Below are 14,912 nucleotides of genomic sequence, written 5' to 3' on the forward strand. Positions count from 1 at the left end.
CCTGGCGCGACCGTGTTGCCGTCGGCGGGGCTGCCCGGCGGGCTGATCAGCGAATACCGGCCGTGACATTACCGCTGACAGCGCGGATGCGACCCACCGCGCGGTGCGACTCGGTGGGAGCGCCGTTGGTGCGTAGTTCCGTGAGCAGCGCCTTCGCCTGCGCCAGCAGTTCCTGTTGCTGCTCGATGCGCTCGATCTGCTCGTCGTAGCGGCGCCGCGCATGCGCGCACCGCGGCGTCACCGGGGTATCCATGCACGGGAGCACCGCCACGATGTCGGCGATGTCCAGGCCGACCTGTAACAGCAGCTTGATCCTGATGACCTGCTCGAGCGCGCTCTCGGCGAACTCCCGGTACCCGTTGCCGGCCCGCAGGGACGTGAGCAGGCCCACCGATTCGTAGTACCGCAGGGAGCGCGGGCTCGCGCCCGTCCGCCTCGACAGTTCCCCGATCTGCATTGGCGCTGCCCCCTCTTCGTTCACCTGCCCGGTCCCGCTGGGCAGCCGGACGCTTGTTTCCCTCCGGCGAGTCCGCGCGCTGCGGCAACGCATCCTCTCACTCCCTCGTCCGCCGGCGCGTTCCCCTCTGCTGTCCGGGACGCCGCGCGGTCGGCGTTGCGGAAGCAGGCGAGCGAGAGCGCCAGCAGCCCGATCACCACCACGGAGATGCCGTGGTAGCCGGGGAACCGGGTGATCAGGAACCCGCCGATCACACCGCCGACGGTGGTCCCCACGTACATCGTCGAGTTGGTCAGCGCCGAGACCGTGCCGCGCGCGGTGGTGGTCAGCCCCTGCATGGTCACCATGAAGACCGGGAAGACGAACCCGCCGATCAGGAAGATCGCGGAGAGCAGGGCGACCGCGACGGCGAGGCTCGGCGCGAACGGGAGCACCGCGTACAGCGCGACCAACGCACCGATCGCGAGGCGTCGCGAGTTCTCCGGTCCGAGCGTGTCCGCCAGCCGCGACCCGAACAGGGAGCCGACCGCGTTCGCGGCACCGAGCGGCACGACTGCGGCGCCGATCTGCGCCACGGACAGGCCGAAGCCGGTGGTCAGCCAGGTGCCGATGAAGGAGAAGGACGTGAAGTTCCCGGTCTGGAAGAGGAGGTAGCCGAGAAACAGCGAGGGCGCCGTCGGCGCCTTGAGCAGCGTGGCGTACGTACCGGTCCGTGCCGTGCGCGAGCTCCCGCCGGGCGCCGGCATCGTGGGCAGCAACACCCGGGCCACACCGGCGACCCCCAGGGCGAACGCGCCGATGACCAGGAACGGCGCGTGCCAGGTCCACGCGGCCAGGAAGCTGCCGATGGGCACACCGACCATCTGCGCGATCGACAGACCGGCGGTCGCGTATCCCATCGTGCGCAGGATCCGGTTCGGCGGCACGAGGACGGGTATCGACGCCCAGATCTGCGGGGTGACGAACGCTGCGGCGACCCCGGCGGCGAAGCGCAGCGTCACCATGCACCGGAAGCTCGGCGCCAGCGCGCAGGCCGCGGTGAGGGCCGCGAACGCCACCAGCCCACAGACCAGCACGGTCCTGCGGTCGAGCCGGTCAGAGATCGGACCAGCCAGCAAGGCGAACACCGCGTATCCGACCGCGTACGCCGACACCATCCAGCCGGCCACGGCAGGATCGTTGCCGTAGGCGTTCGTGAGGGTGGGCAACAGCGGCGCCACCACGAACGTGTCGGTCCCGATCGTCAGCATGACCAGGAACGACAGAGCAGACACACGGTGAACCATAGGGAGCCTTCCGAAAGCTTCGCTGCACGAGGAGAACGGTCCGCACCCTAGGAACTGACATCGATGTAAGGTCAACACCGGCGTGCCCGGAGACACGGACGCGGCCATCCCGCCGCATCCCGTCACCACCCGGCGGCGGCGGGGTGGCCGCTACGCTGCTGGCTGAACCGCGGTCCGGCGGGTTCCCGCGACGGTCGCGGTTCACTACGGTCAGCCCATGGCGGACATCAGTCGGCGATCCCGGCCCCTGCTGCGCACCCTCGTCGGGGAGGTTCTCCGGCGGCACCGGCAGGCGCAGCGCCGCACGCTGGCCGAGGTGGCGCGGGAAGCCTGCGTCTCGGTGCAGTACCTGTCGGAGGTCGAGCGCGGCCGCAAGGAGCCGAGCTCCGAGATCCTGGCCGCGGTGTGCGACTCGCTGCAGATCGACCTGGCCGACCTGCTGGCCGAGGTGGGGCGCGATCTCGTGGTCGACCGCGCCCCCGTCCTGCGGCTCGACACCGCCCGCCTGCACCGGACGCCAACACCGGCACGGTCGCCGCGCAGGCATGCGCCGCCGCGCGCCGCGTACTCCGGCGATGTCGTCCTGCTGGCCGCTTGATCAGGCGGCGTCCAGCCGGTAAGCGCGAGTGTCCCGCCGCGTGATCACCTGGTCGGCGAGGCCGTAGGCGACGGCGTCGGCGGCCGACAGGGTCATGCTGCGGTCGGTGTCCGCCTTGATCTTGGCGACCGGATGGCCGGTGTGTTCGGCGAGGATCCGGTCCATCTCGCCCCGTACCTTCGCCACCTCCTTGGCCTCCACGGCCAGGTCCGGCAGCGTGCCGCGAGCCTGACTGGACGGCTGATGCAGGGTCACCTTCGCGTGCCGCAGCACCGAGCGCCTGCCCGGGGTTCCGGCCGCGAGCAGCACCGCCGCCGCGGACGCCGCCTGCCCGACGCAGATGGTGGCGATGTCACACCGTACGAAATGCATGGTGTCGTAGATCGCCGTCAGTGCGCTGAAGGATCCGCCCGGGGAGTTGATGTACAGCCCGATCTCCTGCTCGCCGGACGACTCCAGGTGGATCAGCTGGGCGATCACCACGTTGGCGACACCGTCGTCGATCTCGGTGCCGAGGAAGATGATCCGGTCCGACAGCAGGCGGGAGTACACATCGAAGGCGCGCTCGCCGTTCGGCGTCTTCTCCACCACGGTCGGGATCGTGTACTGGCTCATGCCGTGCTCTCCTTCTGGTTGCTGTTCCCGCGGCCGGTCACGCGCTCAGTCCCATCGGCTGCCGGGCCATCGCCGGGCGCACGTCCTGCACGCTGTCGAGGAGGTGGTCGATCAGGCCGTACGCGAGCGCCTCCTCGGCGGTGAACCAGCGGTCGCGCCGGCTGTCCCGCTCGACCGTGTCGACTCCCTGCCCGGTGTGCTCGGCGGTCAGCCGCAGCAGCGTCTGACCGAGCCGCTCCAGCTGGTTGGCGTAGATCTCCACGTCGGCGGCGGTCCCGCCGAAGCCGGCCGAGCCCTGGTGCATCAGGATCTGCGCATGCGGCAGCGCGAACCGCTTGCCGGGGGTTCCGGCGGTGAGCAGGAACTGCCCCATGCTGCCGGCCAGGCCGAGAGCCAGCGTGCTCACGTCGTTGGGGATCAGCCGCATGGTGTCGTAGATCGCCAGCCCGGCGGTGACCGACCCGCCCGGCGAATTGATGTACAGGCTGACGACGCCGCGCGGGTCCTCCGCGGACAACAGCAGCAACTGGCCGCAGATCCGGTTGGCGATCTGGTCGTCGACTTCGGCACCGAGCACGATGATGCGCTGATGCAGCAGCCGGGCGGCTACCTGGTCGTCGATGGACCCCGCACTCCAGGGGGCCGGTGCGGTGGGATGGGTCATGGCGTTCTCCTCAGGCTCGGCCGGACGTGCTGGCTCCACCATCGGGTCGTGGGTGGCCGCGGACCAAGCCGATCTGCTGTCAGCAGACGACGTGCGACGACCGAACGCGACCGAGGCATCCGGCCCGGGAGATCACCACATGCGGCGCCGACGGAGCCGCCACGGTCTTCCGTCCGGGTCGTACACGAGTCGGTACAGCGGCGCGGCCCACATCCGGGTCCGGGCCGGCAGCCGCTCGGGCCGGTGCGGCCGCAGGCGGCCCGGTGGTCGCTCGCCCACCCGCCCGCCGTCGTGCCATGACTGGAGCGCATCGGCGGCCTTGCGGACCACCTCGACAGCCTGGCGGGGGTCGATCAGGTCGGCGTCGTCGCCGTCGGCGCGGTCCAGGTGCTCGCGCAGGAGCTCGAGGCGCAGCGACCGGGCGAAGGCCCGGGCACCGTCCCCGCGGCCGCCGGGATCGGCGGGTTCGCGCGGATCCAGCTCGGTGTCCAGGACCGCGCAGGACAGTTCGCTGTCGTGCGACCACGACCGCCGGTTGAGGTTGTCGCTGCCGACACTCGACCAGGTGTCGTCCACCACACACACCTTGGCGTGGACGTACACCGGGGTTCCGGCGTGGTTCTCCACATCGAACACGTGCACCCGGTCGGCCGCTGCCGCCCGGCACACCTGCACCGCCCGGACCCGGCCGACCTGGTTGGGCGGCAGGGCGAACCGGCCGTCCACGTCGGCGTGCCGCGGCACCACCACCATCAGATGCAGCTCCGGATTCTCGCGCAGCGCCGTCGCGAACAGGCGCGCGACCTCCGCCGACCACAGGTACTGGTCCTCGACGTAGATCAGCGACCTGGCCCGGCGCACCGCCTTGATGTACGCGCGGGCGATCGAGCGCTCCCCGTCCGGGGCGAACGGATACGGGGGATGCTTGTCCGCGTACGTGCGCAGCACCTGAACCAGGTGCGGCCCGGCAGGCGGCGGATCCGGCGGCCGTGCCGGCAGCGTCCCCACCGAGAGGTCGGCTCCGAAAATCCGGTCCCGCAGGTAGGCCAGCGGACGGCGGGCGTCGAGCGCGGTCTTGTCCTGCCAGCGCTCCCGGAAACAGTCGTCGAGCGCACCGACGACCGGCCCGTGCAGCATCAGCTGGACGTCGTGCCACGGCGGGTGCTCGCCGTACACCTGCGCCATCGGTAGGGCCTGTGGATCCCCCTGGTGCCCGGCGTCGTCGCGGCGGCTGTGGCACAGGTCGATGCCACCGGCGAACGCGACGTCCCGGGCGGGATCGCGCGGGTGCCGGAGCACGATCAGCTTCTGGTGGTGCGATCCACCGACGCGTACCCGCTGGTCGAGCAGCACCTCTCCGCCGGCCTTCTCGATGTCTTCGCCGAGGTGGCGGTTCTCCTGTTCGCTGTACTGGATGGCGTCCAGGTGTGAGCGCCAGACCAGTCCCTTGACGATGACGCCCCGCTCGGCGGCGGCCACGAGCAACTCACGGATCGTCGGTCCCGCGTCGGTCAGCCGCTGGTCGGGGTCACCCCGCCAATCGGTGAAGAACACGTAGTCGCCCGCCGCCATGGCGGCGACCTCCTCGGCGAGGCGGGCGAAGTACGTGGATCCGTGGACGAGCGGCTCGGCACGGTTTCCCGCGCACCACGCGGGCAGGCTCGTGGCCGGGTTCCCGCGTTCGCGGTCGGTGAGGAACCAGTCGTCGATTCGCATGAAATACACCCCGGGGCATGGACGTCACCTCTGTCGTGCCCACTTGGCACCGTACCCAACCACAGGCCCGCGGGGTCCCCGCCTGCACTCGTCCGGGTCAGCCGACCCACTACGATCCGGTCATGAGCCCGGCCGCCCGGATCGTCGACGGTGTCGAGCTGACCGAGCAGACAGATTTCGCGGACCTGGCGCACCGGGCCCTGCTGGGGGCCGTGGGCGGGTCCCTGCGCAGTGACTGCTTTCCGGTCGACTGGGTCTTTCGCGTCTACCGCGAGCTGGCCGGCTCCCCCTACGCCGACCTGCTGGCCGGTGGGGTCTCCGCCTGCCTCACCGCTCCCGAACCCGAGGTACGGGAGCAGGCGCGGATCTTCCTCGAAGCGCTGCCCAGGCGCTGACGCCCCATCGGCCGTGAGTGGGATCTGCGCCAATCCGCCCGGTTGTCGAATCCGAAGAATTCTCGTTCATTGACTTGTATGGATTTAACAGCTCCGTAATGCTTCGTCCGAGAGGGCTCCACCCCCCGAGCCCTTCCGGCAAGGAGGCCGCCATGCCCCACCCGTTCCGCATCTCCCTCGCCAGCTGCGCCCTCGGCGTTGTCGCCGCCCTGAGCATCAGCGCCCCCGCGACGGCCGACCCGGTGGCCGTGACCTGGGACTGCCAGGCCCAGCCGCCGATCGGCGGGCCGCAGCAGCTCAACCTGGACACCCCGATCACGGGCTCCGCGCCCACCAGCGTCCCGGCCGGGTCGGACTTCGAGATCTCCGCCGAGTCGTCCCCCGTGACGATCCCCGCATCGGCCGGCGGTAACACGATCCGCTTCCTCAAGGACCTCCAGGTCAGAACACCCGTGCCCGGCGGGACCGCGCTGCGCGGCGTGACGCTGACGGGCGGGTCCAACCTCGGCACGGGCATACCCACGACGTCCGTGAGCAACGGCCTGGTCATCCTCACCGTGCCTGGTCCGCTGGCGGCCGGATCGACCATCCAGCTCCCCACCATCCACCTCGCGGTCACCGCGACCGCGGCGGCCGGGAGCACCATCACCTCGACGCTGGCCGGCACCTCGTACGCCGATCCGGGCCTGACCTTCACCGCGAACGTGAAGATCCTGTTCGGCGGGATCGACGTTCCGGCGCACTGCTACACCGCTCCCAGCCCGGTGCTGACCAGCACCGTCGTCTCCGCATAGGGCCGGCGGCTGACAGAGTCGGCTGGCGCCGCCGGCGGATGCATCCGTCGGCGGCGTACCAGACATGAGCTGTCGTCAGCGGAAGGTCACGACGCCGAACGCCGCGTTCACTGCCGCGGCAGCGCCTCGTTCACGGCGGGCGCACCGGCAACCTGGTGCACCGCCGCCACGGCCGCCCTCGGCAGCGACCCGTACACGTGCGGGAACACCTCGCCCCGGTTGGGTGCCTCCTCCCAGCGCAGAGCCTCACCGAGCGCCTCGGTCTCGACGGCCACCACCACGAGCACCGGTTCCTGCCCGAACACCCGCGCAGCGGTGTGCGCGACCTGCTCCCGGGTGGACAAGTGGATGAACCCGCTGCGGTGGTCGTCCGGAGAACCGTCGAAGCGCCCGGCGGCCTCGAATTCGGCCCACTGGGCGGGCAGCAGGATCTTGTAGATCAACATCTGATCACCATCCCAGACGGGCCGCCGTCCCGGCGAGGCGACCCACTCACGTCGCGCTACGGGAGTGGGGCCGATTGGCGGGTATCAATACCAAGATCCCCCGCGGAGGGCCAGCGTTTGACCGAAAGCCGTCACTGCCGAACGGGATGCCTCGCCTGCTCCGTACCGCCGCATGCCCCACACCGTTACTGCCCTCGGCGGGTTCGCTCAGCCCGCCGACCGACGCCCTGCGGAGATGGATCATGCTGGTGCACGTCGCGTCCGATGGCGGCCTCGCCGATTCCGCGTCATTGCGGCACTGGATCGAGATGTCCGGCGAACTACGGCAAGGAATCAGCCTCGCCCCCGTACACCCGGCTCCACGTGGCGAGATGGGTCCGTCACTCGATGTTGTCGACATTGTCCTCTCGAACGCCCTGTCCCTGGGGTCTCTGCTCGCGACGATCGCCGCCTGGCGATCGACCCGACCACGGAACCCCGACATCACCATTCGTCACCGGGAAACCACGATCACCATGACCGGCGAGCGACCCGATGACATCGACCAGATCGTCAAGGCGCTCAACGGCGCCGAGCCGGACCGCGACTGTGGCACTCGCTGACCCCGGCCGGTCACGTGCTGTCCTGATCGGAGTCAGCAAATACGATCATCAAGACGACCTGCCCGCGGTGCGGAACAACATCATCAGGCTGGCCGCCCTGCTCCAGGATCCGACGATCTGGGGTCTGCCAGCCGGAAACTGCACCGTCGTGGATCAACCAGAATCCGCGGACGCCATGATGAAACCGGTCGTGGCGGCCAGCGCGGCGGCGCAGGACACCCTGCTGCTCTACTACGGAGGACACGGAATCCTCCGGCTGACCAGCACGATGGACCGCTACCTGTCGACGCCGGGCGCCTCTGCGGAGCAGGTCTGGTCCGCTCTCGCCTATGAGCACGTCCGACATCAGATGCTCCTGTCGCAAGCACGTCGCAAGATCGTCATCCTGGACTGCTGTTTCAGCGGTCAGGCGCTACGGGGCGCGATGGCCTCCCGCGCCCGGCTGGCGCGATTCATCATGCAGGCCACCGCGGACACGACCCCAGGCGCCATCGCCATCCTCACCGCCACCGCCGAGACGACGCCGGCGTTGGCCCCCGAGGGTGCCCAGTTCACCGCATTCTCCGGTCAGCTCATCCGGCTCCTGGAGCACGGAGTCCCGAACGACTCACCGCTGCTGGACATGGCCTCCATCCATCTCCACCTCAGCCGTTCACTGCGCCGTCTCAGCTACCCGGAACCCCAGCTCGCGCTCCGCAACGACGGTGCCTCCATCGCGGTCGCCCGGAACCGGGCCTTCCACCCCTCGCTGCCCAGCGCCCCGGAACACGTCAGCCGCGCCGCACGGCCGAGCACGCGGGCGTTGCGAGCGGCCCTTGTCCTCGCTCTGCCGTTGCTGCTGTTGACCGGCCCGCCGATACCCACGAAGGAGGCCCCCGCCGCGGCGTCACGCAGCACGACGCCGCTGCTCCCGGTGGTGGCGGCGTTCGACGCCGGCCTTCCCGCGCGATTACGGGGCACCTTCGACGCGCAGATGACGCAGAACACCCTATTCACCGCGACCGACGCGGACGGCGCGGTCATCGTCACCGCGACCTCCACCGTGACCGGAAGGCGGACATGGCGGGCCTCGATTCCCGTCAAGGACGACAAGGGGAAGCGCCCGAATCACACGCTGATCGTGCACGACAATCTGGTGCTGGCCCAGTTCACCCGCGAGATGACCGAGCTTGCTCCAGCGCGGTCGGACCTGGTGGTGCTGTCGGGTTCGGACGGGCGACTGCTGTGGCGCAGGTCCGGCGCCACCGCGTTCCTGCCGCTGAAGGACTCCCTGGGAATCGTTCAGTTCGGGAACGGCGAGGAGGCGCACTGGCACTTCGTCGATGAGCACACCGGCCAGACGATCTGGAGGTCAGGCGCGGTGATCATGCGGCCGGTCACGAACCGTGACTCGACCCACAGCCCCATGGCGGAGGGCGCGCTGAACCCGGACCCGGCCACATTCTTCGAATGGACCGGTGCCGGAAGTTCCCGGGTATGGGAACAGGACACGCAGCTGCGGATCCGCGACGCGGCGACCGGCAAGGTGCTCAACCGGCCACCCGTACCGGAGATCACCGGGCCGTTGGACTGGACCGTGACAGTGGTCGGTGACCGCGTGATCCTCACCCGGATCCCCGAAGACGAGGCCGGTGACACCGCGAACGCGACGCTGACGGCGTACGACGCCCGAAACGGCCGCCGGCAATGGCAGATTCGGATGCCGTTCCGGCCGCAGGCCGGTTATGTTCCGACCTTCCACGTGTGCGGGACCGACCTGATCTGCGCCGCGCAACCCGTGTCCCGCGAACGGACGCGGTTCGTCGCCTTCAGGACGACCACGGGCCGGCGGCTGTGGTCCAGCGACGTCAACGAGGAGCTCCGGTCGGACGGGTTCTTCTATCTGGGCCCCGGCTACCGGGACGAGACGATAGCGATGGTCACCACGCGGCGTACCGGTTTCAACGATGTCCTCATCCTGGACGCCAGGACCGGAACGGTCCGGCAGATCGAGCATGAGGTCGTCCCGCTGCCACTGACGGATCGGCTGGTGCTGTTGCGCGGGCACCTGGAGGGACCGGAGCTCGGCGATGTGTCGGCCTTGACCATCAACCTGCGGACGGGGGAACGCCGCCAGCTCGGCAACCTGACGACCGCGGCGATGTACTGCCGAGCTTCACAGATCCACCTCGTGTGCCCGGACGCCGATCGGAAGATGCGGGCCTACCGGATCAGCTGACCGCCCGCGCGACCGGGGGTGGGCCGCCTCGTCGACGGCGGCCCGCTCCCGACGGCTACACCAGTCCGGCCAGGCGGTAGAGCACCAGGGACCCCGCGACGGCGACGTTGAGGCTCAGCCCCGTACCCACCATCGGGATCTCCACCGCAGCGTCGAGCAGATCGACGGCCTCGGGCGGAATGCCGGTGGCCTCGTGACCGAGGACGGCGACCGTCCGGCGCCGGGCGGGCCCGAGATCGGCCAGCCGGATCGCCTCGTCGGCCAGTTCCACACCCAGTATCTGGCTGCCCGCGGCACGCTCGGTCGCCAGCCACTTCAGCGGGTTCCCGACCCGGTGCACACAGCTCGGCCGGCGCAACGTGTTGCCACGCGCCAATGCCTCGTCGACCCAACGGAACGGCGGTACCGCAAGGCAGGCACCGACGGCGTCGCACGTACGGAGCAGGGTACCGAGGTTGGCGCCGTGCAACGGCCACAGCGGCGCAGCGATGAGATGACCCCAGCAGCGGTGTGCTCTGCGCCGACGCGCAGCCTGCAGCTCACGGCGCGGCCGGACCCGCACGGCGGGGGTCACCAGGTGTCGGCCGCTCCGGCCAGGACGAAATCGATCATCGTGGGGATGCTTCGCGGCGCACCCAGGCCATCACCGGTGGAACAGGAACGCCCAGCATACGCCGCTCTCCGACCGTCCGTGCCCCCTGATTCCGTCGCAGCCCACCGTATGCGGAGTCGCCGGTGGGACCCCCGAGGCGAAAGGCCTAAACAACCACCGCCACCGGCCGATGGCTCTCGCGCAGGCTGTCAGGCTGGGCGGGGCCGGGGAGAAGATGCACGACGAATTGTTGCGCCCGACCATGGGCGGCCGGTCTGCATCCGGCCGGGAGCCGTGGCGGCCCTCGTCGATCGGGTACCCCGCGTTTCTCGGCGGCCCGCTGACCGCCGCTGTGCTCGGCATCATCAACGGGCGCCGGCTGGGGCTGGACGCGGAGCGGCTGGTGGCCATCGGCCTGGCAGGGCTGTTCGCCTTCGCCGTCCGGGTGGCGATGAGCCCGCAAGCCACCGACTTCTTCGAGGTCCGGTGGTTCGGCGGCCTCGCCGGCGTGCTGGTGTGGCTGCTGGTGCTGGCGATGCAGCGCAAGCCGTTCCGGGCCTTCCTCCTGGGCCGCGCCGAGCCGGCCCGGCTGTTCGGTCCGGGCTTCGCCGCGCTGACCGGGTGCGGGCTGCTGGAGCTGGGCGTGATCTACGGGCTGGCTCGGTGACGTCGCCGCTCGGCCGGGCGCAGGCGCAGCTGGTGGCGGGCCGGCCCGAGCAGGCGCTGGCCGAACTGGCCGAGCTGTCGATCGTCGACGCGTTCAGCCCGCCCGCCATGGCGATCCGCTGTGCCGCGCTGATGTGGCTGAAGCGCTGGGCGGACGCTGCGGAGGCGGCCCGCTCCGGCCTCGCCGCCGGAGGGCCCGACCCGCAGCTGCTGCTCTGGCTGGGCCAGGCGGAGCGCGAGATGGGCCGGCCCGAGGCCGCCGAGCAGGCCCTGCTGGGCGGCCTGACGGTGGCTCCCAGCGACGTCCACCTGCTGTGCGCCTACGCGGAACTCTGCGCCGCGGAGGGCCAGCCGGACAAGGCTCTCAAGCTGGCCGAACGCGCAGCCGCCGAGGACCCGCACGCGGCCGTGGTGTTCGCGACCCGGGTACGGGTGGCGTATGCGCTCGGGGACGACCGCGAGGCCCAGCGGATCAGCCAGGAGTTCGTCGCCGCCCACCCGGGGGATCCCTATGCCCTGGCGCTGCTCGGCTCATCGGCCGCCCAGCGCGGCGATGTGGAGGCGGCGTACCTGCACTACGGCCAAGCCGCCGCCGCCTGGCCCACCCACGAGCCGCTGGGCGAAGCCGCGTTCGCCATGCGCGTCGCCCGCCACCCGTTGATGCGCCCGTTGTATCCGATGCGCCGATTCGGTCCGTTGCAGACCTGGTTGGCCTGGATCGCGGTGTCGACGGTGTTGCGGGCGGCGGGCTTCACCACGCTGGTGCTGACGTTGTCGCCGCTGTGGTTCCTCTACTGCGTGTACTCCTGGGTCGTGCCGCCGTTGCTGCGACGCTGGCTGCGGCGCCACTGACCGTCTACGGCTTGGTTGCCATCACGATGCTCTGCGGGGTCTTGTCCATGCCTTCCGGCTGTTTGACGACCGTGGACGACAACTGAAAACCGGCTGCACCGAGCAGCCGGACGACATCGTCGGGCTGCTGGCGATAGAAGTCGAGGTCAACAGGCTTGCCGAAGGCCTCGTCGCGATGAACCCGTTCGTCGCCGATCTGGAAGGCCAGCATCAGCTGCCCGCCCGGCGCGAGTACCCGGAAGAACTCGGCGAAGACCTCCCCGCGCTGCTCCCACGGAACGTGAATGATCGAGTAGTAGGCCAGCACGCCGCCCAGACTCGCGTCCGGCACGCGCAAGGACAGCATGGACCCGACCTCGAAGGCCAGGCCGGGGTACGTGCTGCGGGCCACCTCGACCATGCCCGGGGACAGGTCGATACCGAACGCATCCAACCCGAGCCGGTCCAGCAGCACGGTGACCCGGCCCGGGCCACAGCCCACATCCGCTACGCGCGGAAGTCCCGCGGCCCGGACCCGCTCGGCGAACGCCGCCAGCAGGGCCCGGTCCAGCGGCCGGTCGTCCATGTCCGTGCGCAGCCAGTCGGCGTACTCGGCCGCCATGACGTCGTAGGAGGCCCGGGTAGCGGTGAGGTACGAAGCATCCGACATGGCGTCGCAGCCTAGGGTCACGTCCACGGGCGTGGTGTAGAAGACGATCACCGTGGAGATCCGGGTCGATCTTATGCGGCGATGGCTGTGGGGTCGGTTTCGGGCGTTGCCGGTGGTTCGGTTTCCAGGGGCGTGAGGCGGGCTTTGCCCAGGAGTTCCAGTCCCATGTAGCGGCGGGATTCGGTCCATTCATCGGTCTGTTCGGCCAGCACGGCACCGACGAGGCGGATGATCGCGGCCCGGTTGGGGAAGATGCCCACGACGTCGGTGCGGCGGCGGATCTCCTTGTTTAGCCGCTCTTGCGGGTTGTTGGACCAGATCTGGCGCCAGATCTCGCGCGGGAAGCTGGTGAACGCGAGCAGGTCCGCGCGGGCGTCGTCGAGGTGCTCGGCCGCGGCGGGGAACTTCGCCTCGATCGCCTCGACCACCCGGGTGAACTGGGCTCGGACGGCGTCGGCGTCGGGCTGGTCGAAGACTGTGCGAACGAGGGTGGCGACCCACGGCTGGGCGCTCTTGGGCACCTTCGACAGCAGGTTGCGCAGGTAGTGGGTGCGGCACCGCTGCCACGCCGCACCGGGCAGCGCCGCACCGACCGCACCTACGAGGCCGCGATGGGCATCGGAGATGACCAGCCGCACCCCGGACAGACCCCGCGCCGTCAGGGATCTGAGGAACGCCAACCAGCCGGCGCCGTCTTCGTCGGAGCACACGTCCAGGCCGAGGACTTCCCGGCCGCCGTCGGCGTTCACGCCCACGGCGACCAGGGCGTGCACGTTCACCGTCCGCCCGGCTTCGCGGACCTTGATGACCAGCGCGTCCAGCCAGACGAAGGTGTAGTGGCCGCTGTCCAGTGGCCGGTTACGGAACGCCTCGACCTGCGCGTCCAGATGCGTGGCCATCTCACTGACCTGACTCTTGGACAGCTGCCGCACGCCCAGCTGTTCGACCAGCTTCTCCACCCGCCGCGTCGAGACCCCCAGCAGATAGCTGGTGGCCACCACCGAGACCAGGGCCTGCTCGGCGCGGCGCCGATGCGTCAGCAACCAGTCGGGAAAGTAGGAGCCCGACCGCAGCTTCGGGATCGCCAGCTCGATCGTGCCGGCCCGGGTGTCCCACTCCCGCGGCCGGTAGCCGTTGCGGGAGTTCACCCGCGCCTGGCTGCGCTGGCCGTACTCGGCGCCGCAGGCCGCGTCCGCCTCCGCGCTCATCAGCGCGTCCGCGAACGTCTTTATCATCGCCCGGAGCAGATCCGGGCTCGCCGACTCCAGTTGCTCGCGCAACAGCCCGGCAGGGTTCACACTCTCAGGTGCGGTCATCGCGTTGGTCTCCTTTGATCATGACTTAGCCGTCTCAAAGGATCTCCGCGGTGACCGTCTCCTATCTCACGACACGCCCGCTACCAGGCCCGTCGTACACCACCTCCATGGACGCAACCCAGCCTAGGCCGTGTCCTGTCGATCAGTTGATCAGTTCTGGTTGATGTGTCGGGTGTTGGGCGTGGTGAGCTGACGGACAAGGCCTGGGCGGTGATCGAACCGTTGTTACCGGAGCCTGGCCGCAGGTCGGGGCGATGGCGCAATCATCGTCAGGTGATCAACGGGATCCTGTGGAAGCTGCGCACTGGGGCGCCGTGGCGGGACCTGCCGGAACGGTACGGGCCGTGGAAGACCTGTCATGAACGGTTGCGCAGGTGGACCGATGACGGGACTTGGGATTCCATCCTGGCCCGTGCGCAGGTCTACGACGACGGCCAGCCGGTTGAATGGATCATCAGCGTGGACTCCAGCATCGTGCGTGCCCATCAGCACGCTGCGGGAGCCCGCAAAAAGGGGGATCTGCCGGCGGCATCGCGATACCAGCGCAGGACGGTGAGGCGCTGGGCCGCTCGCGGGGTGGCCTGACCACCAAAATCCACCTGGCCGTCGATGGCCGTGGCCGACCGTTGTCCGTGCTGCTCACCGCAGGGCAGGCCAACGACAACCCGCACTTGTTCCCGCTGCTCGACGCCATAGCGGTGCACAACGGCGGACCGGGACGGCCCAGCAAGAAGCCGGACATGCTGATCGCGGACAAGGCCTACGCCCACGACCGCACCCGCCACGGGCTACGCCGCCGAGGGATTGCCCACACCATTCCTGAACGTTGCGACCAAGTCGCCCGCCGTGCTGCCAAGGGCAGCCGCGGCGGGCGACCACCGGCCTTCGACAAGCAGGTCTACCGGCAACGCAACGTCGTGGAACGCTGCTTCAACCGGCTCAAACAATGGCGAGCGCTGGCCACCCGCTACGCCAAACGCGCCGCCCTCTACCGCTCATCACTACTGCTCGTCGCCGCCCTGATCTGGCTTCGATGATCGACAGGA

General features: G+C 69.9%; 17 protein-coding genes. 8 read left to right on the forward strand and 9 right to left on the reverse strand.

The window, feature by feature from the left end:
- Window positions 1-46: 46 nt before the first annotated feature.
- Both ACMCNO_RS21145 and ACMCNO_RS21150 read right to left on the reverse strand, forming a co-directional pair.
- Window positions 47-550, reverse strand: coding sequence for a MerR family transcriptional regulator (locus ACMCNO_RS21145; protein WP_412751188.1), 504 nt, complete (start codon window positions 548-550; stop codon window positions 47-49).
- On the reverse strand, window positions 478-1,731 hold the full coding sequence (locus ACMCNO_RS21150; protein WP_412751189.1) for an MFS transporter: 1,254 nt from the start codon (window positions 1,729-1,731) through the stop codon (window positions 478-480). The genes ACMCNO_RS21145 and ACMCNO_RS21150 overlap by 73 nt, the downstream gene beginning before the upstream one ends.
- A gap of 229 nt (window positions 1,732-1,960) precedes the next feature.
- On the opposite strand from ACMCNO_RS21150, the gene ACMCNO_RS21155 reads away from it, so the two are divergent.
- Window positions 1,961-2,341 carry a helix-turn-helix domain-containing protein gene (locus ACMCNO_RS21155; RefSeq protein WP_412751190.1) on the forward strand — a complete coding sequence of 127 codons (381 nt, stop codon included), beginning with the start codon at window positions 1,961-1,963 and terminating at the stop codon, window positions 2,339-2,341.
- On the opposite strand, the gene ACMCNO_RS21160 is transcribed toward ACMCNO_RS21155, so the two are convergent.
- The 3 genes from ACMCNO_RS21160 to ACMCNO_RS21170 all read right to left on the reverse strand — a co-directional run bounded on the left by ACMCNO_RS21160 (window position 2,342) and on the right by ACMCNO_RS21170 (window position 5,336).
- Window positions 2,342-2,956, reverse strand: a complete 615-nt coding sequence (locus ACMCNO_RS21160) for a ClpP family protease (RefSeq protein ID WP_412751191.1) — start codon at window positions 2,954-2,956, stop codon at window positions 2,342-2,344.
- A 37-nt stretch (window positions 2,957-2,993) separates the two neighbouring features.
- Window positions 2,994-3,620 carry a ClpP family protease gene (locus tag ACMCNO_RS21165; RefSeq protein WP_412751192.1) on the reverse strand — a complete coding sequence of 209 codons (627 nt, stop codon included), beginning with the start codon at window positions 3,618-3,620 and terminating at the stop codon, window positions 2,994-2,996.
- Window positions 3,621-3,752: 132 nt separating this feature from the next.
- Window positions 3,753-5,336, reverse strand: coding sequence for a phospholipase D family protein (locus tag ACMCNO_RS21170; protein ID WP_412751193.1), 1,584 nt, complete (start codon window positions 5,334-5,336; stop codon window positions 3,753-3,755).
- Between the two features lie 122 nt (window positions 5,337-5,458).
- Between ACMCNO_RS21170 and ACMCNO_RS21175 the strand changes: the two genes are divergently transcribed.
- Together ACMCNO_RS21175 and ACMCNO_RS21180 are read left to right on the forward strand one after the other, a co-directional pair.
- On the forward strand, window positions 5,459-5,731 hold the full coding sequence (locus ACMCNO_RS21175) for a hypothetical protein (RefSeq protein WP_412751194.1): 273 nt from the start codon (window positions 5,459-5,461) through the stop codon (window positions 5,729-5,731).
- Between the two features lie 152 nt (window positions 5,732-5,883).
- Entirely contained in the window at window positions 5,884-6,525 is a 642-nt protein-coding gene (locus ACMCNO_RS21180; protein ID WP_412751195.1) for a cyclodehydratase, read from the forward strand.
- 107 nt (window positions 6,526-6,632) lie between these two features.
- Here ACMCNO_RS21180 and ACMCNO_RS21185 read toward each other — a convergent pair whose 3' ends face one another.
- Complete coding sequence (locus ACMCNO_RS21185; RefSeq protein ID WP_412751196.1) at window positions 6,633-6,971, reverse strand: DUF952 domain-containing protein; 339 nt, start codon at window positions 6,969-6,971, stop codon at window positions 6,633-6,635.
- A gap of 242 nt (window positions 6,972-7,213) precedes the next feature.
- Here ACMCNO_RS21185 and ACMCNO_RS21190 point away from each other — a divergent pair, with 242 nt between their 5' ends.
- Window positions 7,214-7,573: an effector-associated constant component EACC1 gene (locus ACMCNO_RS21190; protein ID WP_412751197.1), complete on the forward strand. Its 360-nt coding sequence runs from the start codon at window positions 7,214-7,216 to the stop codon at window positions 7,571-7,573.
- Window positions 7,506-9,791, forward strand: coding sequence for a caspase, EACC1-associated type (locus ACMCNO_RS21195; protein WP_412751198.1), 2,286 nt, complete (start codon window positions 7,506-7,508; stop codon window positions 9,789-9,791). Before ACMCNO_RS21190 ends, ACMCNO_RS21195 begins: the two co-directional genes overlap by 68 nt.
- Before the next feature lie 55 nt (window positions 9,792-9,846).
- On the opposite strand, the gene ACMCNO_RS21200 is transcribed toward ACMCNO_RS21195, so the two are convergent.
- Window positions 9,847-10,365, reverse strand: a complete 519-nt coding sequence (locus ACMCNO_RS21200) for a TrmH family RNA methyltransferase (RefSeq protein WP_412751199.1) — start codon at window positions 10,363-10,365, stop codon at window positions 9,847-9,849.
- Between the two features lie 208 nt (window positions 10,366-10,573).
- On the opposite strand from ACMCNO_RS21200, the gene ACMCNO_RS21205 reads away from it, so the two are divergent.
- Complete coding sequence (locus tag ACMCNO_RS21205) at window positions 10,574-11,050, forward strand: hypothetical protein (RefSeq protein ID WP_412751200.1); 477 nt, start codon at window positions 10,574-10,576, stop codon at window positions 11,048-11,050.
- Window positions 11,047-11,901: a tetratricopeptide repeat protein gene (locus ACMCNO_RS21210; RefSeq protein WP_412751201.1), complete on the forward strand. Its 855-nt coding sequence runs from the start codon at window positions 11,047-11,049 to the stop codon at window positions 11,899-11,901. Before ACMCNO_RS21205 ends, ACMCNO_RS21210 begins: the two co-directional genes overlap by 4 nt.
- A 4-nt stretch (window positions 11,902-11,905) precedes the next feature.
- On the opposite strand, the gene ACMCNO_RS21215 is transcribed toward ACMCNO_RS21210, so the two are convergent.
- Both ACMCNO_RS21215 and ACMCNO_RS21220 read right to left on the reverse strand, forming a co-directional pair.
- The gene (locus tag ACMCNO_RS21215) at window positions 11,906-12,550 is read right to left on the reverse strand and encodes a class I SAM-dependent methyltransferase (protein WP_412751202.1); all 645 of its coding nucleotides are present in this window, start codon (window positions 12,548-12,550) and stop codon (window positions 11,906-11,908) included.
- A gap of 71 nt (window positions 12,551-12,621) precedes the next feature.
- A complete protein-coding gene (locus tag ACMCNO_RS21220; protein WP_412751203.1) occupies window positions 12,622-13,866 on the reverse strand; it encodes an IS256 family transposase in 1,245 nt (414 codons plus the stop codon).
- A 165-nt stretch (window positions 13,867-14,031) separates the two neighbouring features.
- Between ACMCNO_RS21220 and ACMCNO_RS21225 the strand changes: the two genes are divergently transcribed.
- A protein-coding gene (locus ACMCNO_RS21225; RefSeq protein ID WP_412751204.1) for an IS5 family transposase occupies window positions 14,032-14,903 on the forward strand; the annotation gives its coding sequence in 2 pieces (ribosomal slippage) (window positions 14,032-14,412 and window positions 14,415-14,903; 870 coding nt in all).
- Window positions 14,904-14,912 lie beyond the last annotated feature (9 nt).

Source organism: Krasilnikovia sp. M28-CT-15, assembly GCF_047159595.1.
GTDB lineage: Bacteria > Actinomycetota > Actinomycetes > Mycobacteriales > Micromonosporaceae > Actinoplanes.